Here is a 24,812-nt window from a genome sequence, read left to right as displayed (position 1 = left end):
TGAGCTCAACGACGCGCCCCGGTTGCCGGATCGGACTCGGCCAAGGAGGTGCGTTATGAAGCGCATTCACATGCACAGAACCATCATAACCGTGTTTGCGGCAGCATCGATTGCCGCGAGCAGCACGGCTGCCGGCGCGCAGGTTATCGTCTGCGCCAAGCACGCCCAGATTGTCGAGTATCTAAAGGACGAGTTCCAGGAACTTCAAGGGGCCTACGGCCTGGTTGGAGATAAGGCAATCCTCGAGCTTTTTCTTTCTCCCCAAGGAGCCACCTGGACCCTCGTCATCACAGATGCCTCCGGCAAGAGTTGCATTCTTGCGGCAGGCGATTCCTGGGAGCAAAAGCCTGACATTGCGGGGGTAGATACGTGACAGTTATCGCGAGTCCAACGGCAAGATCGTCAAGGCGTGAGCGGGTGCAGGCAGGAAAAGTTGCCACGGCGGTTTCCATAGGGTGTCCTCCCTTTCCATCAGGGCCAACAATAGCAGAGTTCCGGACGTGGGCAGGAAGGAAAACCCTAAGCGAGCGGCCGGAAAAAACCCGCATTGCAGCGGCTGGAGGGTAGTTTATCTTCCTGAGCTGACTGCCGATACCCTGGCTTGATATGGATCAGCGGGAATGCGTTGCGAACTCACAGCGGCGCGGAAAACGGAGTGGGGTAACAGCGCCTCATTTGCTGCCTCGGCAAAATGGCCGGCGAGTATTGACCACACCAACTCATTGGCCGGCCACCGTCGCGCCCAATGCCAACGGATCTGTCTATACCAGAAGTATCAATCTGCCGCCTTCACAATGGCGCTTCTTAGGCGGCGACATCAACTGCAACTAGCACGAACGACGCTACCGGCTTGGTCATTTGAACCCTGCTTCAAGGCGGCGTTCCAATTCGCTTTGAAACGCCGCCGTGGTTTCTTGTGTCTCAATCTGCCGGCGTCCTAAACAACTGCAGGCATCAATGCAATCCGCCCCAGGCCCGACGCTCTGACGCAGCCTTGCTCCAGCAGCTTTGCGCCGAGATCAGGCAGGATCGAAGCGGTCCAGGTTCATCACCTTGGTCCACGCCGCCACGAAGTCTTTCACGAACTTCTCGTTCGAGTCCGCGCCCGCATAGACTTCCGCGAGGGCGCGCAACTGGGAGTGCGAACCGAAAATGAGGTCTACGCGCGTGCCGGTCCACTTGAGTTCGCCTGTCGCCCGGTCGCGACCTTCGAACACGTCCTTGGCATCCGATACCGCTTTCCACTCTGTGCTCATGTTGAGCAGGTTGACAAAGAAGTCGTTCGTTAGTGTCTCGGACCGTTTGGTGAAGACGCCGTGCGTGGACTGACTGACATTTGCGCCCAGGACGCGCAGTCCGCCGACGAGGACCGTCATTTCGGGTGCCGTCAGTGTCAGCAATTGCGCCCGATCCACCAACTGCTCCTCAGGCGATAGGCGCTGCCTGCTGGGGAGATAGTTGCGGAAACCGTCAGCCGTCGGTTCGAGCGGCGCGAAGGAGTCGACGTCAGTCTGCTCCTGCAACGCGTCCATGCGGCCCGGCGTAAACGGCACCTTCACGTCGTGCCCGGCGTCCTTCGCGGCGTTCTCGATTGCGGCGCTGCCACCGAGAATGATCAAGTCGGCAACCGAGACTTTCTTGTCGCCGGACTGCGAAGCGTTGAACTCCGTTTGGATCGCTTCGAGTTTCTGAAGGACGTTTGCCAGCTGGGCTGGCTGGTTGACCTCCCAATCCTTCTGTGGTGAGAGGCGGATGCGCGCCCCATTCGCGCCACCGCGCTTGTCGGAGCCGCGGAACGTCGCCGCCGACGCCCAAGCTGTCGAGGCCAGCTGTGCAACGGACAGGCCAGAGGCGAGGATTTTCGCCTTCAGAGCGGCAATATCCTGCTCCCCGATCAGTTCATGATCGACTGCCGGGATCGGGTCTTGCCATGGCAGCTCCTCCTTCGGAACCAGCGGGCCGAGATAACGCACGATCGGGCCCATGTCGCGGTGCGTCAGCTTGTACCACGCCCGGGCAAAAGCATCTGCGAACTGATCCGGATTCTCGAAGAAGCGCCGGGAGATCTTTTCGTAAGCAGGGTCAAACCGCAGGGAGAGGTCCGTGGTCAGCATGGATGGCGCGTGACGCTTTGACGGGTCGTGCGCATCCGGCACTGTATCGGTGCCCGCACCCTGCTTCGGTGTCCACTGATACGCACCGGCCGGACTCCTGGTCAGTTCCCATTCATGGCCGAACAGGTTGGCGAAGAAGTTGTTGCTCCACTTCGTTGGCGTCGTGGTCCAGATGACTTCAAGGCCGCTGCCGATCGCGTCGCCGCCTTTGCCGGTGCGAAATTTGCTCGTCCAGCCCAGGCCCTGCTCTTCGATGCTGGCGGCTTCCGGCTCTGGGCCCACCAGTGCCGCATCGCCGGCGCCGTGTGTCTTGCCGAAGGTGTGTCCGCCTGCGATGAGCGCAACTGTCTCCTCGTCGTTCATTGCCATGCGCGCGAAGGTCTCGCGAATGTCCCGCGCCGCGGCGATCGGATCCGGGTTGCCGTTCGGGCCTTCCGGATTGACGTAGATCAGGCCCATCTGCACGGCGGCGAGAGGATTTTCGAGATCACGGTCGCCGCTGTAGCGTTCGTCCGCCAGCCACTTGCCTTCGGAACCCCAGTAGATGTCTTGTTCGGGCTCCCAGACATCCTCACGCCCGCCGCCGAAACCGAACGTTTTGAAGCCCATCGACTCGAGGGCAACGTTGCCCGTGAGAATCATAAGGTCGGCCCAGGAGATCTTCCGGCCGTATTTCTGCTTGATCGGCCACAGCAGCCGGCGCGCCTTGTCGAGATTCACGTTGTCCGGCCAACTGTTCAGCGGCGCAAAACGCTGCTGGCCGGCTCCGGCGCCACCGCGACCGTCGCCGACGCGGTACGTGCCTGCGCTGTGCCATGCCATCCGGATGAACAGCGGCCCATAGTGGCCAAAGTCCGCCGGCCACCACTCCTGTGATTCCGTCATCAAGGCATGCAGGTCCTTGATCACGGCATTCAGGTCGAGGCTCTTAAATTCCTTTGCGTAGTCGAACGCTTCGCCCATCGGATTGGATAGTGTGGAATGCTGGTGGAGAATCTGGAGATTCAACTGGTTCGGCCACCAATCCCGGTTGGCCCTGGCCATTGTTGCGTGCACGACTGGGCACTTTCCCGCGCTCTGGTTATCAGTCTTTGTGTCCATCTTTCTCTCCGATCATTGCTACGTTATCTGAACTGCTCCTTAAACAAGGACAATGAATGTCCTTGATGACAGTCCGTTCCATGGCCAGCGCGATGACCACGTGCCAAAATAGTTGGGATGTCCTACTGCTTTGAGCTTGCCTTGAACAAGTCTCCTGAAGCAAAAGATGCCCGAGCGCGCCAGCCATCTGGATAATCTGGACATCGGCAAGCTGCGAACCGCCAGTGCCCACGACGCAAGGCGGTTGTGATATCGGCCGCTCCTGATCTCCTTTTCCAATCGTATACCAGAGTGGCTTGATTAATTTAAGTTGGATTAACTGATTGCAGGGATAAGATGCCGTTATGAACAACCTGACGCTAAGGCAACTTCGCTATTTTGAGGCATTGGCACGACATAACCACTTCGGACGCGCGGCGGATGCCTGTGCGATCTCTCAGCCTGCTATCTCTGTGCAGATCAAGGAATTAGAAGAAGCGCTGGGCACAGAGCTCTTCGAAAGAGGCGCGCGGCAGGTCCGGTTGACCAACTTCGGAGAAGAGTTTGCCCTGCGCGTCCGCGACATTCTGCGTTCGGTAGATGAACTGGGCGACTTGGCGCGCGCCTCACGGGACCGGCTGGTGGGCCGGCTGCGGATAGGAGTGATCCCGACGATTGCGCCCTACCTGCTGCCTACAATAATCGGAAACCTTGCCCGCATGCATGACGGCCTTGACGTTCACGTGCGCGAGACGCTGACGCAGAAGCTGATCCAGGAACTGGCGGACGGTCGGCTTGACGCGGCGATTGTTGCACTGCCGGTGTCCGAACCTTCGTTGACGGAGGTAGTGCTGTTTGCGGAGAATTTTGTGTTGGTCCGGCCAGGGCAGGATGAGGGAATGCCGGTACCCAATCGCGAAACGCTGCGCGAAATGAGGCTGCTTCTGTTGGAAGAGGGGCATTGTTTCCGCGATCAGGCTCTGTCTTTCTGCAATATGCATTCGGCACGACCACGGGAGTTGCTGGATGGTAGCTCTCTGTCTACACTGGTCCAAATGGTCAGTGCCGGCATCGGCGTCACCTTGATCCCGGAGATGGCTGTGGCGGTGGAGACACGCTCGGCGTCAGTATCCGTCGCCCGCTTCAACAGTCCCCAACCCTCACGGACAATTGGCATGATTTGGCGCAAGAAAAGCCCCATTGCCAAACAGCTCTTGCAGATTGCTGAAGTAGTTCGTCAGTCAGCCGACGCGTTGCGCGAGCAGCACAATCCAATATCGTCGTTGAGCAGTTAGCCGACCAATTTCGCAGGTGTCTTTGATATCAGCGATCCGCTTAAACCGTTGTTTGTTGATTCGGTCCCTAGTGGCCGCATCGGGTCGATTCCGGTGTTGCTTAAGTCTGCAAGATAAGGTCGCCACCTGAAGATTTTTGCGCCAAATGTTCCGGAATTTGCCAAGGTGTGAATCTGAAGCGTTCAAGTTCCCGGACGATATCATCTGAGCCATCCTTTGGTGGCATCAGGAGTGCTGGAGCGGCAAGGCCTTCCCGTTCGGTGCTTCGAAAATCGCATAATGGCTCCAATGGAACCGCACATTCATCAAACGGGCCCCGGCAGCTACTTGTGAGACTGTGGACCTTCAGGATCCAATCAGAACCGCGCCAAGACACATATTATCGGCATTTTCAACCGAACAGTTATTGCTGTCTGGCTGTCACCCTTAACGTTCCGCGGGATATCCAGCTAGATCGTCCCGCAATTGGGATACTCTAGCATGTGGTCAAGTCTCTCAGGCATGACGTTCCTTATATCAGTCAATGATACTCGGATGACCGACGGTTCAATACGTTTTCGTGATGGGCGGCTATTGCGGCAAGAATCTGAAAGTCGCGTGAGCCTTGATCGAATAGCCTCATAATGGTGCGGGCCAGACGGTCAGCGTGTTCGTATGTCGCGGGCGGCTGTCCAAGAAGTTCGCATGCCTTGATGTGCGCACGCTCGATGATATGCCAATCTTCTTCGCCGTAAGTGGATCTGTCAGAAATGTGATTGTGTATCATGGCGGCTCCTCTTCCACCGTTGGCGGGAGCACCTTCCATCTCTCAAGCGCCCAGCGGCCACTATTTGCATTGCCCGGCAAGAGCAAAGTCTACGCTTGTCCGCGGGGAATAGCGAACCGTTTCAGAAATCCGTTCGATTCCAATTTTGGGACCGTCCGCCCGCCATGCAAGGACTGTGGTGCTGAGCCAGCGGAACAATCGTGGCATTCAGTAGTTTGGATCTCACCATGAGGAGAAAGATATGGGTGATCCGATACCTGGCCCGGAGCCAGAACCGAACCCGCCACTGCCTGGCGATCCGCCTGTCCCCAACCCGGAGCCTGGACCAATTCCGCCAGTAGCGGAGCCACCGCCAATTCAGTTACCGGATGAGATACCCTTGCCGAATCCCGATGAGGTGCGGGAACCGCCTAAGCATGTTGGAGTGTGGAAGTAGGCAATGTCTAGCCGTCAGAAAAGCAAAAAGGCTCAGCGATTTCTCGCTAAGCCTATGAGGTGACTGGCTCGCCGGGTCGGCGAAAACGCGAACTACGAGACCCTCAAATTCCCGCGGCCCAAGGCACGCCATAGCCGAGGGTCGCTACACTAGTGGAAACAACAGCATCAGCGCACCGATCGCCGCAATCAAAAGTCCCGGCCAATTGGCTTTCAAACCAAGGAAGCGTAGACTGCGATGGCGGGGTTCGAGCGTGAGACCGGCCGGCTCACGGGGAGACGAACGGGATTCGGTCAACCTGCCACGATAGATGGCGGCTCCTGCCATATACAAAAGCCCGCAGGTAACGAGCAGTGCACCGACCAGCGTCGCTAATACCATCGTAGCTCCTTTCACGAGGTAACGGATTGCATCCGCTTTCGTTCCGGCGACGTGCGGATCGAAAGACGTGGGATATCGGCGGCACCTAAACGCTAACCTTGCTGGCACGCACGTTGCCCGGGTTTGAACAAAATTGTGTGGCGGCACCATCCATTGCGTCGGCATGGCACCAGCGAGCGACGAGGTCCGGAACTGGTCTGGCTTATTTGCAGCAAAACTTCGTCACCGCGGTTCGACGAACCCGGACGAGCCGCTTCAACGCTGACCCCGCGAAACTTTGCCTTCGTTATCCGGCGAACATCTCGTGTAACCGGGCAAACACACCTCGTTGTTTACCGGTAAGCGCCTTACGGATGTGATAGGCGGCCGTCGCAGCGTTCACCGTTTCTCCGAAATGGCAATAGCAGATGACCCGGTGCAATTGATGATCAGTCAGTTCGAAAAACCGCTTCGCTTCGCCGTAACTGTCGTTTTCCAGCCCGGCTGCGCGGAAGACTGGGTCCTCGAAAGCGACCGAGATCGGCGAGCCGTCGTTGCGCATGGCCGTGCGCTCCCTGATCGGCTGATACTCGGTCTGGTGCAGCGTCGAGAGGCGCCGGCCAGGATCCCGGTCGAGGAGCTCCGCCCATCGTTCAAGACGTTCATTGCGCGACATGATCTGGCGCGGGTGGTCCTGACTGACCTCGGCGACGATCTGCAACTGCTCGAGTGCATGGTGTTTCATTTTGGCCTCCTGTAGATGATGCGACATCAACCAACTGTGATGCAAAATGTTCCAGCTTCATCCAGTTGCCGATAGAAAAAACTGGGCAAGCACAATGGGCATCACCGCAGTCAAGGCATCTTACAATTTGAGGGGCTTGGGTGGCCATTGCTGTGCACCGTGCAGGACACGCAGAATCTCGACTCGTTGCGTGCTCCGGGGCGCCCGGTAGACGATAACGAACGGTGTTCGGGAGATTACCAGCTCACGGGTACCGCGCTTTCGTCCCACCCTTCCCATCGCCGGATGATCGGCCAACAAGTTGACCTGGTGCTGGATCCTGTCGCCTTGCTCGATGGCGGCGCTCACATTGTCGGCTGCGATATAGTCAAGTTGCGCGTCCCGATCTGCGAGTGCTCGCGGGAGCCAAGCAACAATCAAGCCTTATCTCCGGCCGCGATCCGTGCGGCAAGCGCTGCCCGCTTCTTCGCCCACCCCTTGTTGGCGTCGTCATTGCTAACCCAAACTGTGCTCGGGTCATCTGCCTCGCGTATGGCTTCCCCGACCTGTTGGCGGAACCACTTGTCATGGGCGGCGGCTTCGTGTACACGGCGCAGCGCCTCGGCCCGATCCGGTCGGGAATGATCCTTGCCCCCTTCCGGCGTGTAATCCGCCGCATCCACGTCGAAGTGGGAGATTCCCACAGCCTTGAGATAGGACACAAGCGTTTCCATGCGTTTGAACAGGCGGACTTGTCGGCTCCGCTGCGCAGCGAGCGACCGCTCTGCCATGCCGTATTTTACGGTGACGGCCCATCCACCCGCCTGGCCGACGACATGCGCCCCGCGCACGGCGCCAGCCTCCACGAGCCGGGATAGTGTGGTGTGGTCGATTGTTTCGGCAGTCATGAGGGTAGCACCTCCTTGCGGATCAAATTATTATTAATAGGATATGCGAATAATTATAGATTGCAAGACCATCAGCATTGTAGGGGCGGCGACAAGAGCTGTTCCAAATCATAAGGTCTAACGGGGCGTGACGAGCGTTGTCACTGCGGTGGCACTGGTGTCGGCGGCCCACCAAACCAACCAGCCGCATAGGCAATCACGATCAATACCACGATCACGGCTACGCCGTACCAGAGGCGTCTGTCCTTGAGATCCATTGTTACCTCCTGTTATCCCGCTATGTGTTGGCCAGGTGAGTTCTTTTGGGTCTTTGGCCGTCATTTCCCGGATCATCGACTCCATTTGCCAACCGGTAGGCACAGAGTAGGCTGGATCAGGGTCTTTGAGAAGCGCGCAGACATTGCCGGCGGAAGCGACACGCATGACCGAGCGGCATCCGCCTCGGGCGGGCGTTTTCTTCCCACAAAGGACTGCAATTTGAAAAATTCACAGGAAGCCGCTCTATAAGCACGCAAGATGACCTACCGGAAAAATCTCTAAAACATTGAAATTGCAATCGTTATTAACGATGCAAAGCCCGGGCAGTGCAGTACCTATCCACTCGCATGGCCATTACGAATTCGGTCTTCCCGTAATTTCGGATCAATGGGACATTACTACCGGCATCGAGACGTTATGGAGTAGCTGTTCGGAGACTCCTCCAAACAGGGATTCCGACAGAGGCGAATGCCCGTAGGCTCCGGCGACGATCAAGTCGGCTTCCTCGCGATCCAGACTTGCAAACATCGCGCTGATCGTGTCGACCTCTCCGGTCCCGCGCCAACCATCAACCGTCACTTTGATCCCATGTCGTTCGAGATGAGCCACAACGTCCAGCACGTCGGAACGGTGTGGATCGAAGCTCGCGTCGAAGACGAACAGCACGACACTCTCGGCCTTGGCGAGCATCGGCATAGAGTCATGGAGAGCGCGTGTCGATTCGCGGCTGAAATTCCATGCCAAGAGGATGCGCCGCCCGATATGATCCTCGGCTTCCCACCCGGTCGGGAGGATGAGCATCGGGACGCCCGACGCAAGCAGCACGTCTTTGGGAACGGCCGCGGCGGCGAGATGAGCGCTGTCAGGATGGGGTTGGCTTGCAACGATGAGATCCGCGCAATGCGAGAGCGAGCAGAGTTCCTGGGCAGTCTTGGCTGAAGAACCCGCCACCCGGCAGTCAGCTTCCAGCCCCGCTGTCCGAACCATCTTCTCAAACGTGCCCTGGATAGCTTGCGCCCGTTCGCGCCTTTCGCCTTCGAAAGCTGCGGCTGTGCTGATGTCGACGCCGGTCAGCTTCGCGTTGTGTTGCGCAGCTATTTTGATCGCAGTCCCGACCCTCGGCTCGTTCAGGTCGCTGGCGTCCAGGTAGACGATGATATCCTTATATGACATAGTAACCTCCGCTAAATAACGGCGCGAAGGACCCTTCAAAGGCGCGCGAAAAACGCCGCTGCGTAGGGGCGCAATGGCCGACAAAGGCGGCTAGGGTGTAGCGTAACTACCATATATTTTAACGCCGAATGCGCATCATGGTTCCCTACGCTTTTACGCGTTCACGCCAGCGATTCTGATGCACCCTTTCCCCCATTGGTCGTCGCTACTTTTGTAGCACTACACCGCCCGCGATGTATTGAAATATAGAGATAATTTGTAAGAAGTGGCGGAGAGCTCCACCCGAGGCTACGATTCGGCCGGAAACGAATGGTGCTCATGCGCAATGGCCCAGTGCCCGCTTTCCTTGCGCAGCCCGACAGTCAAACGAAGGCGAGGCTCCGGATTTTCTTCCAGATCTTCTCTTGTCCCACAGGAAAGTATGGCGGTTGCGAACGCAATCTCTTCGCCTGCCGTGACGTCAAGTGATACAATGTCGAAAGCTGCGGCGGAATCACTGTTCTGGTGGTCAAAAAATGGCGGCCATGTTTCGCGGTAGGCTTCGATGCCCCGCACTTGAACAGGTGGCGGGACATCAAACATCACCATGTCCTCGACATGTCCGGCCACGACACCATCCAAGTCCTGTTCGCGCACTGCCCTGGCCCAGTTTTCGATGAGTTCGCTGATTTCGGCTTCCGCGCCCGATTTCCTGTTTGATGGCATCGCCATGGTCTCCTTCGCTTATCACCTAATCGGCGCGACAGCTTGGGCTGTTTTCGTCAGTCAGGCAATCATTGTCAGTACAGCCCTCGACCGACTAACGAGGCAATTGTTCTAGGTTTCCCCATTTGGCCCTGTGGCTCCGAGCTCAGCAACTATCGATCTCAATGGGAAGACCTCGAACCGGGGTGCCACCGACGAATCGCCAGAACGGTGAGGAGCGCCCCGAGGAGGGCGAGCGCGGCGCTCACCGCGGAAACCCACGTGAAGGCTCGCGCAAACGCGTCTTGGGCTATCACGAGCAAGACGTCGCTATTTTCCTTAGGGATTTGCCGCGCCGCGGTGACCGCACTTCCGAGTGTATTGCGAGCCATCTCGACCGCCTCCGCCGGTATCCCATCCAGCTGAGCATTGTTCATCCGGCTCCGATAAATCGTCGTAACAAGGCTGCCGAGGAGGGCAATGCCGAGCGCGCCCCCGAACTCGCTACTGGTTTCCGCGATGCCGGAGGCCATACCGGCCTTCTCGGGTGGAACGGAACCAACCATCGTGTCGGTGGCCAAGGTGAAAACCGGTGCAAGCCCCAGCGAGAAGACGGCGTAGCCGAGGATGGTTGTCGGGAGGGTGGCCGGCTCGCCGGCACGGATAAGAACTAGGAAACCCGCCGCCGCGAGTAAAAAGCCTGTTGCCATCACGGATGTCGGCCGGCGTCCTTTGACGAGGAGCGGCGTCAGCATCGAGCCGGCAACGAAGGCAAGCCCTGAGGGTACGCTCCAGAGCCCCGCCTCGAAAGGCGTGAGACCCAACACCAGTTGAAGAAACTGTGCGATGAACAAAAAAGCGCTGAAGGCAACGAAGAAACCGAGGACATTGACGGCGAGGGCGGCGCTGAAGGCCGGCTGACGGAACAGCTCGAGATCAATCAGGGGTTCGCGCAGTACCCGTTGGCGCCGGACAAACACGGCACCGAAGACCACGCCCGTTGCCACGCTCAAAAGCGTAACCCAATTGAAGCCGATTTCGGCCGCCTGCTTGATCCCATAGATCACGGCAAGAACGGAAACGAGCGATAGGGCTGCGCTTATGATATCCAGCCGTCCGGCCGCAGGATCACGGTATTCGGGTAGGTAAATTGGGCCAAGCACGAGCAGCAGCGCCATGATCGGAGTCGCGATGAGGAACACCGATCCCCACCAGAAATAGGTGAGTAGAACGCCGCCGACCAGCGGACCGATTGCACCGCCGGCCGAAAAGCTGGCGATCCATACGCCGATCGCAAAGGTCCGCTCGCGCTCGTTCAAGAACATGTTGCGGATAAGGGAAAGTGTCGAGGGCGCGAGTGTAGCGGCCGCAATGCCAAGCACGGCCCGGGCGGCTATGAGCATTGGTGCACTGGTAGAAAAGGCGGCTAGCACTGAGGCCGCACCAAATGCCACGGCTCCAATCAGCAGCAATTTGCGGCGGCCGATACGGTCGCCTAAGGTGCCCATGGTGACCAGGCAGCCGGCGAGCAGAAAGCCATAAATATCCACGATCCACAGCAGTTGCGAGCTCGTTGGTTCAAGATCGGCGCTGAGATGCGGCGTTGCGAGGTTGAGGACCGTTAAGTCCATGGAATAGAGCAGGCAGGGCAGTGCGATCACGGCAAGCCCGAACCATTCGCGCCGCGTTGCTTTTGGGGGTCGAGTGGCTGCCATGAAGATTCCTTTGTGACAGACAGTAGAGACGTTCTCCTCAGCCGGAGACAGCGCTTAAGGGGCTGCGCGGCGCGTTTTGTCCACCGCTAATCAGAGCTGGGTAGCCACCCAGATCCTCCTCCCAGACGGGCAAGGTCAGAAATAGCGACGAGGTGATGAGGGAGTTGAGTGTACCGATGGGCGTTTTCAGCATCGACATGACATTTCCTTTCACAATGGAGCACGCAATCGGCGCCTTTAGCCGAACGACGATCCGCACGGGGTTAATCCGACAACTTGATGTTGCAACCGTGGTCACAGTGTCGTGATCTCCTCGCTAATCCGCACACATCTATGCGGTGCGGCCTCCCGCAACAGTCGCCTAGACTACATCGTTACTCTTGTGGGATGCTGTTCCGCGACGTGAAACTGATCTCATGGAATTCCGGAGACTTAGGCATAAGCCGAATGTGCCTTTATCGAGATTTTCAAAGGAACGTGTGTGGACGCCCCGCCGGATGCAAGCAAAATCTTACGGGTGGCGATGAACAAAGTGGTCGGGTGCTGACGTGTGTCCGGCCGTTCCAGGCCAGTCTGAGAGGACCTCGCGGCCGGCGAGATGGGACCAGGCGAGGCGAGGGGCAGGCACGGAGATTCTCCAATCTGGTCGCGCACCGGTTTAGCTGCTCCGCAATCGCTCGCGTCAATGATCTCGCCCTCGATGGTCGTTGGCCTTGTCGTACGCCTGCGGCCCTATGCGCACCGACGCTGTTCCTCGTGCTGCGCCGCAAGTCCTCGTGATGGGCAACCAGAGCGACCGCCAGAGGCATGGCATGCGGCGACCATACGCGCCGTAGCGCGCGGTCACCGCCACGTTGCGTGGAACGGTCCGGGCATCTGGGTCATGAGCTTGACGGTATTGTCGATGCAGGCCCGTCGACTTCGGCTTCATCCAGCCACTACAGCTTGTAGCCGATCTTTCGCAGCAGGTCTTTTCGCCATGCAATGTCCGCGTCGGTTTCGACACCCAGCGGTGAGGCGCCATCCACCACGCCGAGCACGCCGCGGCCCAGCTCCGTTTGCGCGACGATCACCTGTGTCGGGTTGGCCGTCGCGCAGTAGATGCGGCAGACCTCTGGCACCGCACGCACCGCAGCCAGCACGTTGACGGGAAAGAATCCCTCGCCCAGGAAGATCAGGAAAGTGTGGCCGGCGCCAATGGCCAATGCGTTGTCGCGTGCGAGGGCGAGCACGGCTTCGTCATTACCCGACCAGCGCACCAGCCGCTTACCGGAGGCCTCGCAGAAGGCCAGTCCGAAGCGGATGCCAGGAACCGCGCCTACCAGCGCCTCGTGGAGGTCTTCCACAGTCTTGATGAAATGCGACTGGCCAAAAATGAAGTTGGCGGCGTCCGGCTTGACGATGGGCACGACGGTGAGTTCCATGGCTGCGCTCCTTCAAGGTAGGCAACGTAATGGTACGCCGACGGAAGGCGATTTCAAGCCGCCACAGGCGGCCGATTCGCCCGTCTTGGCATTCCAGTCAGGGACGACACCATTTTGCAGCAGCCCAAACCCAATTTCACCACTCGCGGCACCCAGGAAGGTGACTGGAACTGGCATAAGGCGGTATCCATGGGGCCAGCCTGATAGATTTGGAACGTCGCGAAGGCTTACGATGTTCTGTTAGATAGCCAAGGACAGGTAGTTTATAAAAAAATCATCACACAGATTGAGGAAGACCCCATTTGAGTGCCCCGTGACAAGGAGGTTCGCCTGTGTCGGCGCCACGGGCCGGAACAGTCACGGCTGTGCTCGTGCAGCAGGGGCAATTTGTAGCCGCAGGGACCCCCCTCCTTTCGATCCTTCCTGAAGCGACGCAACTTGACGTCCATCTCTTCGGTGAAAGTCGCAAGATCGGGTTCATGCATGAGCAAGCCCATGTCATGTTGCGGCCGCAGCAAGACGGTCCGCCCAAGCCAGGCATCCTGCCGTGCGACAATGGCCTCCATCCGGAACAAGGAGGACGGTGCGGCTTTCAACGAATTGCGATCGACGTCATTATGTTGCATTCGCGCAAGTCCAATCCATTCGAAGATTCCCTAACTCAAGCCTAAGAAAAATACAACTAGGGTGTTATTTATGCGATGTCACGTTAAGGCAGCATCGTGTTTTTGGCGGGTCGCCACGCGGTTTCACGGCCCGCTAAACTTCGCCTTTGTCACCTTCCTCCCGAGAAAAGTTCCCAGCACCTTGGACTGACCCCTCCTTATCTCTTGGCAGCTCAGCGACTGGATAAAAGCAAGCCGATCCGTCACAGCCAATGAATTATCTGGCGTTCATCGTGTTGAAACCCGTCGGACTATCGGCATCTTCCAGCGATGCCCGCGCCCCTCAACTGAAGGGAATGGCAATCTTGAGCGTAGGGACGATGAAGCCTTCAACTTTTCGCCATTGCGTTGTAACCATAATGCACCCTTTATCGGGCGGTAGTCCTTGGATCGACCTGCTACGGGCACAGTGCGAATGGATGAACGATGTTTAAGACACTTGTTGTTGGCGGAACCGGCTTTCTGGGAGGAGCGATCGTCGACAGCATCGCCAGAGCAGGTCACGAGGTAACCGTCCTTTCGCGCGGAGGAACGAAGCGCGATTTACCCGATGGAACGCGGACATTGCACGGCGATCGCTATGGCTCTCTGGTTGCTCTCCGGAATGAACAGTTCGATTTTGTCTTCGATACCTGCGCTTTCTCGCCTGACGCTGTCGAAAACTTGCTTGACGCAATCGGGTTGGGTTTCCGGCGGTATGTTTTGGTTTCTTCGATCTCAGCCTATGGGACCTTCTTGAAGCCGCTACTGAACGAGTCAGATGCCGTTCCAACGGCGAATGAGGCCGATGTCGAGGTCGCGCGAAATGTACCGGAAAGGAATCGCGGCAACGCCGCCGCCTATGGGGCATCCTATGGTCCGCTCAAACGCGCATGCGAGATCCTCGCCCACGACCGCCTGGGGGAGAAAGCGATCTCACTGCGCGTGGGGCTGCTTGCAGGAGCGGGCGACTACACGGATCGTTTAACCTGGTGGGTACGACGCATCGACCAAGGAGGTATGGTCGTTGCGCCGGCTCCGCACTCTCGGCCAATCCAGTTGATCGACGCGCGTGACGCCGCCAAATTTGCCGTACACGCCGCGGTGTCGGAGCTTTCAGGGATCTACAATGTAACCGGTCCCGAAATGCCGCTTTGCGCAGTCCTCAATGAAGCCATCCGAATTTCAGAATCGGGTGCCGAACTTGTCTGGGTGAGTGAGCAAAAACTGAAGGACGCCGAGATCGAGGCCTGGTCGGAAATGCCTTTGATGGCACCGCCAGTTCCATCGTTTCGATACTTGATGCAGGTCGATACCGGAAAAGCGCATGCGGCGGGACTCACCACTCGACCTCCCACCGACACGTTAGAACAGGTTTTGCGATGGGATCGCCTTAATCGCGAACGTCCCTTGAAATGTGGCGTTTCGCCCGAAAAGGAACGGGCTGCTCTGAGCTGACTTTGCAGCGATGCACGCATCGCAAATGTCTTCTGACTGGGTCCGCAGCGTCGGTAACTCGAGCAAGCTTGCTTACCAACTCTGCTCGAGTTCACATTTCATCACTTGAGGGGCTGCTGTGGACCCAGCGTGGAAGTGGCGTCTCTTAGTCTGATAAGTCACTGTAGACAATTTAGGAACCAATCGAAATCTGCCATTATCGGCATTTTCAAACGAACATTTGCCGATGCTTGCTAGGATGTACATGCCTCATTTTATCACGCTCAGCAACGGGGCTCAGTCGAATGATTTCTCTTCCCGCTCCCCAAAGATGGAGGCTGGAACGATACTAGGTTCCATGAGCTGAAGAGCGAAGCAGTTCCTTTGCGTCCTCGATGGTGGCGGCATAAGCAACGCGGGGCGGGCGTACACCATGCGAGCTCAGCATGCGCCGCACACTTGGCGAAGCACCGGTTATGAAGAACCGGACTCCTGCCCGTTCCGCCTTGCGCGCCGAGGCTTCGATGACATTGGCCGCTGTGGAATCAAGCTAAGGCACCGCGGAGCAGTCGAGAATGAAATTGTGCAACGATTGCAACCGTCAACCCGGCAACCAGATCCGCCTGAAATTTCGTGCGGCCATAACCTTCGCGCAGGACGGTGATCAGCTTGGGAGTGAAAAGTTCAGCAAAGCTCGGCGTTGCCTGATGCTGCTGCGATCGGTTGGCTGCGTCCAATTAAAGAGCCCTCTCTGAAGTGAGAGCGGCGGGATCGTCGGCATCCAACGTCGGCGGTCGCCGTCGCGACATGGACGGAAATGATGACCGTCCGGCCGCGAGTATACAGCCTGCGGCCTTAATCAACAGTTGCTCTTGCGGGTTCGGCCCTCCGGAATCTGTTGAACATGTGATGAACTCGACTGAACCATGCAAATTGACGGACGTCGGCATCTTATCATTCCATACTGGACGAGGCATTTCCTCGTGCCTCTGCAACCAACGATCATTCGCTCATTGCCCGAAGAGCGTTCCATTTCGTGTTTCTAGCACTCCGCAGTGTGGGGAGGGGCAATGATCCCTATCCCTTTAGCTTGGAAAAAAGAGAGTTCGATGGTGAGTCCGAGGAAAAACGCAAGCCAGTCTCTGTTGCGACCGCGTAAGGCAAACATTTCGAATAAAAGAGGTCCGAAGGCCGTTAGCACATAATCGCGCGCATTGGGCGCCCGATCTAACAAAGGAGTGACCTCAGATGTCAATAAAAGCCCTCTTCTTTGCTGTATTTCTTGGACTGATCTGCTTCAGCGTTTCCGCCTGCGTCGCCACGCAAGGCGGATCTTCACAACGCACGGCGCCCGCCGCATCTACAGGAGGCAACTCAGGAGGCAATTCAGGAGGCAATTCAGGAGGCAACTCAGGAGGCAACTATTGAATTTCAAACGCCAAGGATAGTCGCCCTTCTTGTAGCCCCCGGAAGCAGCAGGGACGCCCAGTTTCCAGACGTTGCGCTTCTCAGAAGCGTGCCTTCGTGTTTCGGCCGGAGTGGGTCCCGTTCTGGTCGCGCGGGGGCGAACGCGCTATTGGCAGGCTGGGCTGCGGGTCAACGTGATTGAGCTGTACTATTATGATCCGTCACGCGATTGAGCGAGGCGCGCAAGCAGTGAGCGGACAAGGATTCTATGGAATGGCAGGACTGCAGCGATTACATCCGAAACCGATGACGAAAAGTTAACCCGACATCACCCGGCCATCTGCTTTGACTGATCGGATTGTGCGTGAGCCGAGATCGTCGAGATGCAAAGCATGACAAGGGTGAGAAGCCTGGCGAATGTCATACGTGCTGTTCCCTTCAAGTCATTGTGACATAGCGCATTTCGGAGGCCCCGTCGATTTAGGCGGCGTTATCGTCGCGATCACCAAGGCGAACAGCGTTTCACGCTGACGCTCGGTCAGAATGGTGCGCCGTGGCATGCATGATTGTCCGTGGCATGCATGATTGTCCCTATTGAATATCGCCCGTTCTGGACCACACTCGCACATGAGCCGAACATCCTTGATCGTCAGTACATTCGATGCCGCGTGCATGGGTAAAAAAGACTGTCGCACTGCAGTTAATCGTAAGAATGCGGCCGTTTGCGCTTGACTGCTGCACTTTATATGAGAATGAAGTCGCTTAGATTCTCAAATTAACTGCAATACTGGGAATTCAGTTACTAACCGTCTCGTGAGGCTATCTACTGGAAGTTGATAGAATTTTCTGACGAACGTAATGCCTGAATGCCTGCATCCGCCAGCAGCGACAAGGGCCGACGCTGTTGGGATCGCTTATCAAATTCACTGCAGTGTTTAGCGCTGAATTCTCAAATAAACTGCACGCTCTCAAATTAAGTGCAAAGCCAACTCATTGAAATCATTAAGGCGGCATTCTCATGGTTAACTGCAGCGCGACAGCCTGGCCGAGATACATGAAGATGATTGCCGCCGGTTATGAGGATGGCAATGACGACTGCAACGAGGTGAATGTGACATGCAGCGTGAGAATTTCGGTCGATTTGCGCTCGATGGGGCGGTATTTTAGGCTGATCGAATTGCCGACACCCCATCCGAACTGTATGGGCCGACATGGTACCTGACGTGAGCGCGACTCGCCGCCCAAACACCACCGGTCTGCGCCGATTCCTGGATCTCCAGCAGCAGCGCGATTGGATGCAGGGCAAGACGATCCTGCCCGACGCCGACGAGCGCTCGGAGTCCCTGGAACTGCGTCTCAGATACGTTGCGCGGTTTGAGAAGCTGCTGCGCCGGCCGCAGGCGCAAGAGGTCCTGGAGATTCTCCGGCGCTACGGCCGCGACTGCATCCCGATCCCGCGCCGGACCGAGCGGCATTACTGGTCGGTTTCCTGTCTGCCGTCGACTCCGGGCAAGGCGCTCGTTCGCGTCAATGCGAGCTGGATGGAGCTTTTCTCCCTCTATGCGGACGGTGAGGGCATCCGCGCGCTATTCGTGGTGCACCTTTCCGATTTCACCACCGACCATTCACTCGATCAGGGCCAGGTGGACGAAGCTTTCCTCGAGCGCTGTGTCATGACGCCGGAAGACGTCGGCTATTTCTTCCCCCGCGGCGAGGATATTTTCGGCATCAAGGTCCGCGGCTGCTCCTCGATCGGCAAATTCCTCGCGGCGCGCCGTGCGTTGCGGGCCATCCGGGCGTTCAACTTGACGCACATGAACCGGGGTCGGAACGCCTATCAGGCGAGCCACTGCTACAGCCTGGCGGATCACATGCTGAGTGGTCCTGTGCGCTGAGCGAGGACAGTTCGAGTCTTCGACTGTGAAATGGCGCGCCAACTCCGCCGAATCGATGATTTCCTACGATCTGCGTCGCTGAGCCACTCTGGAGGAAATTCGTTCTCGTAGAAGTGGCAATGTTAGGCGGCATTCGACGTTCGCATCGGCGCATTTCTCGTCGGTGGCCAAGCGTCGGCTAGGAAAGCGGTCGTTTGCCTAGTCTTCGGGAAAGATGGCGTTACGACCGGAACCGGTCGTTTGATGTTCCGCCTCTCGCAGCAGGCCCTCGAGGCGGGTCGCCCATTCCTTGTTGCCATCTCTGAGCGGACCAAGCGCATCGCCGGCAGGCTCCGGGAGATCGCCTGCAGCGGCGGCGAAGCAGCGAGCCTCCTGACTATGTCCCAAGGCCGTGTGGCAGCACGCCTGAATCCGGAGTAGCGCCGGCCAGTCAGGCCGCGCCTTTTGCGCCGATCCTTGTGGCACCACCACCCCGAACTCAGCCATTTGGCCGCGCAGGGCATTGATAATCTGCGTCCTTTGCCGCACCAGCACATCACGTACCTTGAAGACAGCGGCGGGGACGCCTGCCGGGTTTCGCTTTTAACCGCCACAAAGCGCATGGTCGGTCGCATTGCAGCTTCGCAAGTCGCCTCCTTTATCCCCATCAGTCGTCGCCACTTTCGAGCACGAAACCGTCTGATGTTTCCGATCTGTGCTTCGAAAATCGCTTAATACCTCATCGGGAACTGCTCTTGCAGATGCGCCAAGGGCTTACTGCAATTTCGGCCCCTGCAACCTGGCGATGACGTCTGGTTGCTTCATCTACCGCGCAGCAGCAAAGATTAGCTGCGGGACTGTAGCAGCGCCAGCACGGCTGTCGATGCGGCAAGGATGGCAGTAAGAGTTAAGGGCGCCGTGGCGCCATAGGTGTCCACGACATAGCCGCCGGCAACCGCGCCAATAGTGATGGCGACCTGAAAAGAAGTGACCATCAGGCTGCCCGCTGCTTCCAGCGCATCAGGCGCTGCGCGGGACAGATTGGTTGGCAGCACCACCGGTGCCATGCCGAAGGCGAAGCCCCACATCGTAGCGAAGCCGAAGGCAACGCCGATATGCACGCCCCAAAGTACCAAAGCGAGCGCCGCAAACGCCATTAACGCGGCGGTGGCCGTAAGGGCAATACGGATATTGGCGTCGGCCATGCGGCCACCGGCAATATTACCGATCACAGCGGCGATGCCAAAGCCGAGCAGTGCCAGGGCAATCGGCCCGGTTGCAAGGAGCGTAACCTGTTCGAGGAAGGGGCGCACATAGACCGAGCCAGCAAAATGCCCCGTCATTAGCAAAAGGATAGCAAGCATGCCGAGTTGAATGCCACGCCGCCGTGTCAGCCGAAGAACATCGGCAAGACTGTTGCTTGTGGTTGCAGGCAAGGTCGGCAGGCTGAGCAACTGCAGCAGCATGGCAAGCGCGGCCAGCCCCGCTGTCATGGCCATGGCGCTGCGCCAGCCCAACCAGTCGCTGATCAATGCACCCATTGACGGTGCGGCAATGGTGGCGAGCGAGACGCCGAGGGTGACGATGGCCATGCCCCGACCTGTCGCATTGGCGCCCACCAGCCTCGCTACGACAGCAACTGAAAGCGCCCAGAAAGCGCTGAGGGCGATGCCCAGCCCGGCCCGACCTAACAATAATAGCCAGAACTCGGTCGCTACCGCCGCAAGAATATTGGAGCCGATCGCCAAGGCGCTGAGACCAACCAACACCGTCTTGCGGTTCAAGCGGCCGATGAGAACATTGCTCAAAATGGCCGTCACGGCGCCGACGGAAGCAGTGGCTGTGACGACCTGTCCGGCCGTTCCCTCGCTGATGCCGAGATCGCGCGCCATTGGCGTCAACAGGCCCGCCGGCAGAAACTCGGCTGACACCAGCGCAAAGCTGGCGGTCGCCATCGAAAGGACCGCGAACCAGGTGGCTGCGCTCCACGCGGCTGGCGCAGCGGCATCAAGGTCTGTCACCGCGCCATCAAGCTGTAATGTTGTGTCCGTCATTGAGGTATCTCCAAGGTTTGGAGATCTTCATAGACGAGTCTTTTCGGATGATATGTATCTCAAAATCCGAAATCCATGTCCGTTCGTCCGGATATTGTGCGTCGCACAACGCCCGGCGAGACGCTGGTGATGCGCTTGAACGCGCGAGCGAAGGATGCCTCGGACTCATAGCCCAAACGGGTAGCGACCTCGGCAACCGACATGCCGCTTTGCCCCAATAACTCGCGGGCAAGCTGCATACGCAGCCGGGCGAGATAGCGTGCCGCGCCTTCCCCTAAAACAGCGCTGAAGCGCTCGGCGAAAATCGAGCGCGATTGGCCTGCCAGGCCGGCGAGGCTTTCGAGGGTCCAGTTATGGCCGGGGTCTCGGTGCATGGCTGCCAGGGCGCGGCCAATATGGGGGTCGCGGATGGCGGCGAGCCAGCCGGTGGTCGGGGCTCCGGTGCAATTGACCCAGCAGCGGATGAGCCGCGCTGTGAGCAGGTCCGCCATTCGTGATAAGATGGTGGCGCTGCCCATCTGCGGTTGTGCAGCCTCAGCCGTCATAGCCGCGAGCAACGGACTAACGATCGGGTCATTGACGGCCACGTCGCAGCCCTTGATGATTGGCGGCATCAAAGTGATCAAGGGGTTAAGCGCACAGGCGCCCAAGGCCATGGAGCCGCAGAAAAGGGTGCTGGTCGCGCCCGTTCCTTCCCGCACCACTTCGCAGACGTTGCTCCCCAACTTGGTCACTTGGCAACCCTTGAGCGAGTCGCCCATAACGTCCGGCGCGCTGGCCAGCCGATGGGCGATGCCTTGCGGCAGCAGCACCAGGTCGCCAGCGTGCAACTCCTGCCAGCCTTGCACTTCGGTATGGATCCAGCATGGACCCTGGCTGGCAAAGTGAAAACGAAGCAGCGGTTGTTGCGGAAAGGCGATGCTCCATGGATGTCGGAGCTCGCAGCGGCCATAGTTGACGCCACTCAAGCGAAAGTCTTGTAGGACTTCGCTTAGCGCATCCATCGGGATATGCGGCGGCGAAGACGGTCGGGACGAATGGTCAAGCATTTGGCCAATATATATGCCGAGCGTCCGGCAGGCAAGTGGAGACCGTTGTTCTACACAACCGCCTTTCCATCCACTTTCAGCGCGAAGGCATAGTATGCTAGTTCGGCGGACTCTGAAGAGGCCGCTGCTGTTGATTTCTACCACTTTGCCATTCAGCGCTGACCCACCAACTCTATTAGAAGCTTATTATTTATCTTCGTTTTATCTCGATCAATTGTGGTCAATCGCAGATGGAAAAATGGGTCGATTGGTGGCGTCACTCAACAATCGGCTGGCAAATGGTGTACTAACGGCCATTTGATCAGCACGACCTCATCGCTACCGGCGAACTGACCGACAAATTCAGGTTCCTGAAACGTCAATAAAAGTACCTTTGCAGAAATCATCCGTCCGGGCATAAGTCATCTTTAATGTTGCCCGAAAAGTCCGTGTTCACAGCAATTTAAGAGGATCTCTCTATTCGGCGTGTTGAGGTCAAGCGCTTTTGAGCTTTCCGTTCTGTCGGTGATAGATGCCTTTCGCGGATCCTTGCTTCACTTGATTCAAAGAAAGGGGCGGATGGCCCGCCCAATTCTCTGATACCGCTATTTCACTCCCGTTGTCGCCTTGAAGAACTCGCCAAGTTCCATCGGAAATGGAAACACAATCGTTGAGTTTTTCTCACCAGCAATCACGTTCAAAGTGCTGAGGTATCGCAACTGCATTGCTTCGGGTCGCTGACCGAGAATATTAGCGGCCTCCAGTAGCTTCTGCGCCGCCTGTTGTTCGCCTTCAGCGTTGATGACTTTTGCCCGCCGTTCACGCTCCGCCTCGGCTTGCCGTGCAATTGCACGCACCATAGTCTCGTTAAGATCGACATGCTTGATCTCGACATTTGCCACCTTGATCCCCCATGCATCGGTCTGAGCATCGAGAATTTCCTGGATGTCGCTATTGAGTTTATCTCGCTCGGCCAGCATCTCATCGAGATCGTGCTTGCCCAGGACGGAACGCAACGTCGTTTGGGCAAGCTGGCTCGTCGCCATCAGGAAGTCCTCGACCTGGATCATCGCTCGCTCGGGATTTATGACGCGAAAATAGAGCACTGCGTTGACGCGCACCGAAACATTGTCTTTCGAGATCACGTCCTGGCTCGGCACATCGTGGACGACTGTCCGCAGATCGACCCGCAGCATTTGCTGGACAAAAGGGATGAGGATGATCAAGCCGGGGCCCTTGACCCCGGTGAAGCGACCAAGCGTAAAGACGACGCCACGCTGATATTCGCGTAGAATCTTGATGGCAGCAGCCAACAGGACCAGCAGAATAACGATGATCGGAACAAGAACGGTGATGAACATCGGCAAATCCTCCATTAGCTGTTGTCCGGCTGATCGGGTTCAACCTTGAGGATAATTCCCTCGATGCTGGCTACCCGCACCCTCTGGCCCTTTTTCAGCGGAGTTTCGGACATCGCCGTCCACCGTTCGCCATGAGCGAGGACGTGTCCCCGGCGGCCACGCCAGTCTAGGACCTCGCCATGGGCCCGCGCCATTTCTTCGCTGCCTGTCACAACCGGGCGGTTGCGCGAAAAGAGTGCCAGGCGGATCACGATCAAGGAAAGCGCCAGACTGGCAAGAGCGATGCCGCCGGTTACCGGCCAGGAAATGCGAAAGGCCGGAATGTCAGTGTCCATAAGTATTGTTGCGCCGGACACGAAAGCTATGGCGCCGCCAATACCGAGGACACCGAAGGAAGTTGTGAACGCTTCGGCCGCCATCAGCGCAAGGCCAAGGACGATGAGACCAAGTCCGGCAAGATTCACCGGAAGGACGGCAAGAGCATAAAGGCCGACCAGAAGGCAGATCGCGCCGATTGTTCCAGAGAAAAACGATCCGGGCGTCAGGAACTCGAAGATAAGTCCGTAAATCCCGATCATCATCAGGATGAGCGCGATGTTGGGGTTTGTGATGACGGCCAGTAGTTGCGTGCGCCAATCGGGTTTGATCTGCTCCAGAACAAGTCCGTTGGTATCAAGCGTAATCCTGTTGCCCCCAGCGCTGACGATACGGCCATTGGCCTGTGCAATAAGGTCGTCCATGCTCGTTGCTACGATATCGATTACATCTTCCTTGAGCGCTGCACTGGAGGAAAGACTTGCCGCCTCGCGCACTGCCTTTTCCGCCCAGGCCACATTGCGGCCGCGCAATTCGGCAAGCGAGCGGATGTAGGCACTGGCATCGTTGATCGCCTTTGCTTCCATCGGGTTGCGGGGCGAGGCCGGCGGTGTCGCACCACCATTGTCTTTTGTCTTCGTATCCTGATCCTTAGCCTTCTCGTCCTCACCCCCTCCTGGAAATGGCAGATCGCCGATCTGCACGGGAGTCGCAGCGCCAAGGTTGGTACCGGGCGCCATTGCAGCTATATGGGCGGCATAAAGGATGTACGTGCCAGCGCTTGCTGCCCGGGCGCCGCTTGGGCTGACATATATGACGACTGGGATAGGCGAGACTAGCATGGCGCGTATAATGGCGCGCATCGACGTGTCGAGGCCGCCGGGAGTGTCCATCTGTACAATGACGAGCGATGCATTGCGCTGCGCCGCTATTCCGAGGCCGCGCACCACATAATCGGACAAAGCCGGGCCAATAACCCCTTCGAGTTGCAGCACCAGCGCTGTACGGACGCTCTGTGCTCCGTTCGGTAGCGTTGAGTTGAGGATGCCGACTAGCGCCACAGCAACGATGAGTGCGGCACGGCCGCATCCGAACCATTTTCCGACTTTCCTCATCAATTCCATGGTTGAGCTTACATCAGAGCGTGTTTTTCTGCCATATATCTGTCTGAGCTTTGCCGGTCTCCGTCTACGAACATCGGAAGCACAGTTGGACAGCCGTGTTAGGCGATGACGTAGAAAACTTCTCAACACCGAGCCCAAGCGCACGCCTGGAGCAAGCTTGCGAAAGCTGGGTGAATGACGCCTGACCGGGAAGCGGCGGATCTTTGAATACCTGTTCTCGCCGCTCGCCGAGATTTCATCGCACGCCATGCAGGAGTGATACAGTGATAGGGTTGTGTTTCAAATTCTGGAACTGGCTAGAGAGTGCCCTACCTCATGATACATTTCAGGCGGCGATTGCCTCGAACTGCTCTTTGAGAGTAAGTGGACGACTGCAGGCAAACAGGCCTTGCTGCTTGCGCATCATGTGAACCAGTTCAATCCCCGCCGGTGTGCTAGAGCGTTTCATGTTTTCACCGAAGCGTATCCTGCGTTGGTAAAGTAGTTGGCGCATTCGTCTGGTTCGATGGTGTTGGCGAGGTAGCCGAGATGGCGCCAGGTGTCGTCGACGGTTCGCTTTTGAGCCTGGCGCATCCAGTGCTTGATCTTGGCAAAGACCTGTTCGATCGGATTGAGGTCGGGGGAATATTTC

21 protein-coding genes and 4 pseudogenes are annotated in these 24,812 nt (G+C 57.7%); 5 read left to right on the top strand and 20 right to left on the bottom strand.

Annotated features, from left to right (window positions below; genetic code table 11):
- Positions 1 to 55: 55 nt before the first annotated feature.
- Positions 56 to 373, top strand: a complete 318-nt coding sequence (locus CU102_RS19450; protein ID WP_106712766.1) for a hypothetical protein — start codon at positions 56 to 58, stop codon at positions 371 to 373.
- Between the two features lie 646 nt (positions 374 to 1,019).
- Here CU102_RS19450 and katG read toward each other — a convergent pair.
- A complete protein-coding gene (katG, locus tag CU102_RS19445; protein ID WP_106712765.1) occupies positions 1,020 to 3,215 on the bottom strand; it encodes a catalase/peroxidase HPI in 2,196 nt (731 codons plus the stop codon).
- 344 nt (positions 3,216 to 3,559) lie between these two features.
- On the opposite strand from katG, the gene CU102_RS19440 reads away from it, so the two are divergent.
- A complete protein-coding gene (locus tag CU102_RS19440) occupies positions 3,560 to 4,489 on the top strand; it encodes a LysR substrate-binding domain-containing protein (protein ID WP_106712764.1) in 930 nt (309 codons plus the stop codon).
- A 1,346-nt stretch (positions 4,490 to 5,835) separates the two neighbouring features.
- Here the strand turns inward: CU102_RS19440 and CU102_RS19425 are convergent.
- The 9 genes from CU102_RS19425 to CU102_RS19390 form a co-directional block, all read right to left on the bottom strand.
- Complete coding sequence (locus tag CU102_RS19425; protein WP_106712761.1) at positions 5,836 to 6,072, bottom strand: hypothetical protein; 237 nt, start codon at positions 6,070 to 6,072, stop codon at positions 5,836 to 5,838.
- A 286-nt stretch (positions 6,073 to 6,358) separates the two neighbouring features.
- A complete protein-coding gene (locus tag CU102_RS19420; protein ID WP_106712860.1) occupies positions 6,359 to 6,796 on the bottom strand; it encodes a hypothetical protein in 438 nt (145 codons plus the stop codon).
- 120 nt (positions 6,797 to 6,916) lie between these two features.
- Positions 6,917 to 7,216 (bottom strand): type II toxin-antitoxin system RelE/ParE family toxin, encoded by a 300-nt coding sequence (locus CU102_RS19415; protein WP_106712760.1) that lies wholly within the window; start codon positions 7,214 to 7,216, stop codon positions 6,917 to 6,919.
- The gene (locus tag CU102_RS19410) at positions 7,213 to 7,683 is read right to left on the bottom strand and encodes a hypothetical protein (RefSeq protein WP_106712759.1); all 471 of its coding nucleotides are present in this window, start codon (positions 7,681 to 7,683) and stop codon (positions 7,213 to 7,215) included. Before CU102_RS19410 ends, CU102_RS19415 begins: the two co-directional genes overlap by 4 nt.
- Positions 7,684 to 8,325: 642 nt before the next feature.
- Positions 8,326 to 9,114: a universal stress protein gene (locus tag CU102_RS19405; protein WP_106712758.1), complete on the bottom strand. Its 789-nt coding sequence runs from the start codon at positions 9,112 to 9,114 to the stop codon at positions 8,326 to 8,328.
- A 288-nt stretch (positions 9,115 to 9,402) separates the two neighbouring features.
- Positions 9,403 to 9,819, bottom strand: coding sequence for a YybH family protein (locus CU102_RS19400; RefSeq protein ID WP_106712859.1), 417 nt, complete (start codon positions 9,817 to 9,819; stop codon positions 9,403 to 9,405).
- Positions 9,820 to 9,980: 161 nt separating this feature from the next.
- Positions 9,981 to 11,513 (bottom strand): MFS transporter, encoded by a 1,533-nt coding sequence (locus CU102_RS19395; protein WP_106712757.1) that lies wholly within the window; start codon positions 11,511 to 11,513, stop codon positions 9,981 to 9,983.
- Between the two features lie 37 nt (positions 11,514 to 11,550).
- Positions 11,551 to 11,772, bottom strand: coding sequence for a hypothetical protein (locus tag CU102_RS29455; protein ID WP_146146476.1), 222 nt, complete (start codon positions 11,770 to 11,772; stop codon positions 11,551 to 11,553).
- A 679-nt stretch (positions 11,773 to 12,451) separates the two neighbouring features.
- The gene (locus CU102_RS19390; protein ID WP_106712756.1) at positions 12,452 to 12,937 is read right to left on the bottom strand and encodes an adenosine-specific kinase; all 486 of its coding nucleotides are present in this window, start codon (positions 12,935 to 12,937) and stop codon (positions 12,452 to 12,454) included.
- Between the two features lie 332 nt (positions 12,938 to 13,269).
- Between CU102_RS19390 and CU102_RS19385 the strand changes: the two genes are divergently transcribed.
- Both CU102_RS19385 and CU102_RS19380 read left to right on the top strand, forming a co-directional pair.
- On the top strand, positions 13,270 to 13,608 hold the full coding sequence (locus CU102_RS19385) for an HlyD family efflux transporter periplasmic adaptor subunit (RefSeq protein ID WP_106712755.1): 339 nt from the start codon (positions 13,270 to 13,272) through the stop codon (positions 13,606 to 13,608).
- 420 nt (positions 13,609 to 14,028) lie between these two features.
- Positions 14,029 to 15,039 carry an NAD-dependent epimerase/dehydratase family protein gene (locus CU102_RS19380; RefSeq protein ID WP_106712754.1) on the top strand — a complete coding sequence of 337 codons (1,011 nt, stop codon included), beginning with the start codon at positions 14,029 to 14,031 and terminating at the stop codon, positions 15,037 to 15,039.
- 328 nt (positions 15,040 to 15,367) lie between these two features.
- On the opposite strand, the pseudogene CU102_RS30450 reads toward CU102_RS19380, so the two are convergent.
- Positions 15,368 to 15,601 (bottom strand): annotated as a pseudogene (locus CU102_RS30450) (sodium-independent anion transporter); the annotation flags it as partial.
- Positions 15,564 to 15,755, bottom strand: coding sequence for a hypothetical protein (locus tag CU102_RS29930; protein ID WP_106712753.1), 192 nt, complete (start codon positions 15,753 to 15,755; stop codon positions 15,564 to 15,566). The pseudogene CU102_RS30450 and the gene CU102_RS29930, both read right to left, overlap by 38 nt.
- 1,881 nt (positions 15,756 to 17,636) lie before the next feature.
- Here CU102_RS29930 and CU102_RS19355 point away from each other — a divergent pair.
- Positions 17,637 to 18,320 carry a hypothetical protein gene (locus tag CU102_RS19355; protein ID WP_106712750.1) on the top strand — a complete coding sequence of 228 codons (684 nt, stop codon included), beginning with the start codon at positions 17,637 to 17,639 and terminating at the stop codon, positions 18,318 to 18,320.
- 198 nt (positions 18,321 to 18,518) lie between these two features.
- Here the strand turns inward: CU102_RS19355 and CU102_RS19350 are convergent.
- The 8 genes and pseudogenes from CU102_RS19350 to CU102_RS19325 all read right to left on the bottom strand — a co-directional run.
- Positions 18,519 to 18,773, bottom strand: a pseudogene (locus CU102_RS19350) (transcriptional regulator); the annotation flags it as partial.
- Positions 18,774 to 18,955, bottom strand: a pseudogene (locus CU102_RS30120) (IS110 family transposase); the annotation flags it as partial.
- 189 nt (positions 18,956 to 19,144) lie between these two features.
- A complete protein-coding gene (locus CU102_RS19345; protein WP_106712749.1) occupies positions 19,145 to 20,353 on the bottom strand; it encodes an MFS transporter in 1,209 nt (402 codons plus the stop codon).
- Positions 20,354 to 20,412: 59 nt separating this feature from the next.
- The gene (locus CU102_RS19340) at positions 20,413 to 21,402 is read right to left on the bottom strand and encodes an AraC family transcriptional regulator (RefSeq protein ID WP_166648560.1); all 990 of its coding nucleotides are present in this window, start codon (positions 21,400 to 21,402) and stop codon (positions 20,413 to 20,415) included.
- A gap of 584 nt (positions 21,403 to 21,986) precedes the next feature.
- A complete protein-coding gene (locus CU102_RS19335; protein ID WP_106712857.1) occupies positions 21,987 to 22,742 on the bottom strand; it encodes a slipin family protein in 756 nt (251 codons plus the stop codon).
- 14 nt (positions 22,743 to 22,756) lie between these two features.
- Positions 22,757 to 24,172 (bottom strand): NfeD family protein, encoded by a 1,416-nt coding sequence (locus CU102_RS19330; RefSeq protein ID WP_106712856.1) that lies wholly within the window; start codon positions 24,170 to 24,172, stop codon positions 22,757 to 22,759.
- 334 nt (positions 24,173 to 24,506) lie between these two features.
- Positions 24,507 to 24,629: a hypothetical protein gene (locus CU102_RS30885; RefSeq protein WP_280951911.1), complete on the bottom strand. Its 123-nt coding sequence runs from the start codon at positions 24,627 to 24,629 to the stop codon at positions 24,507 to 24,509.
- Positions 24,626 to 24,812, bottom strand: a pseudogene (locus CU102_RS19325) (IS630 family transposase); the annotation flags it as partial. The pseudogene CU102_RS19325 and the gene CU102_RS30885, both read right to left, overlap by 4 nt.

Origin of the sequence: Phyllobacterium brassicacearum (assembly GCF_003010955.1) — a bacterium.
In the GTDB taxonomy this organism is placed as follows: domain Bacteria; phylum Pseudomonadota; class Alphaproteobacteria; order Rhizobiales; family Rhizobiaceae; genus Phyllobacterium; species Phyllobacterium brassicacearum.
The sequence above is the reverse complement of the archived record's forward strand: the minus strand, read 5'-3'. Positions and strand labels throughout refer to the sequence as shown.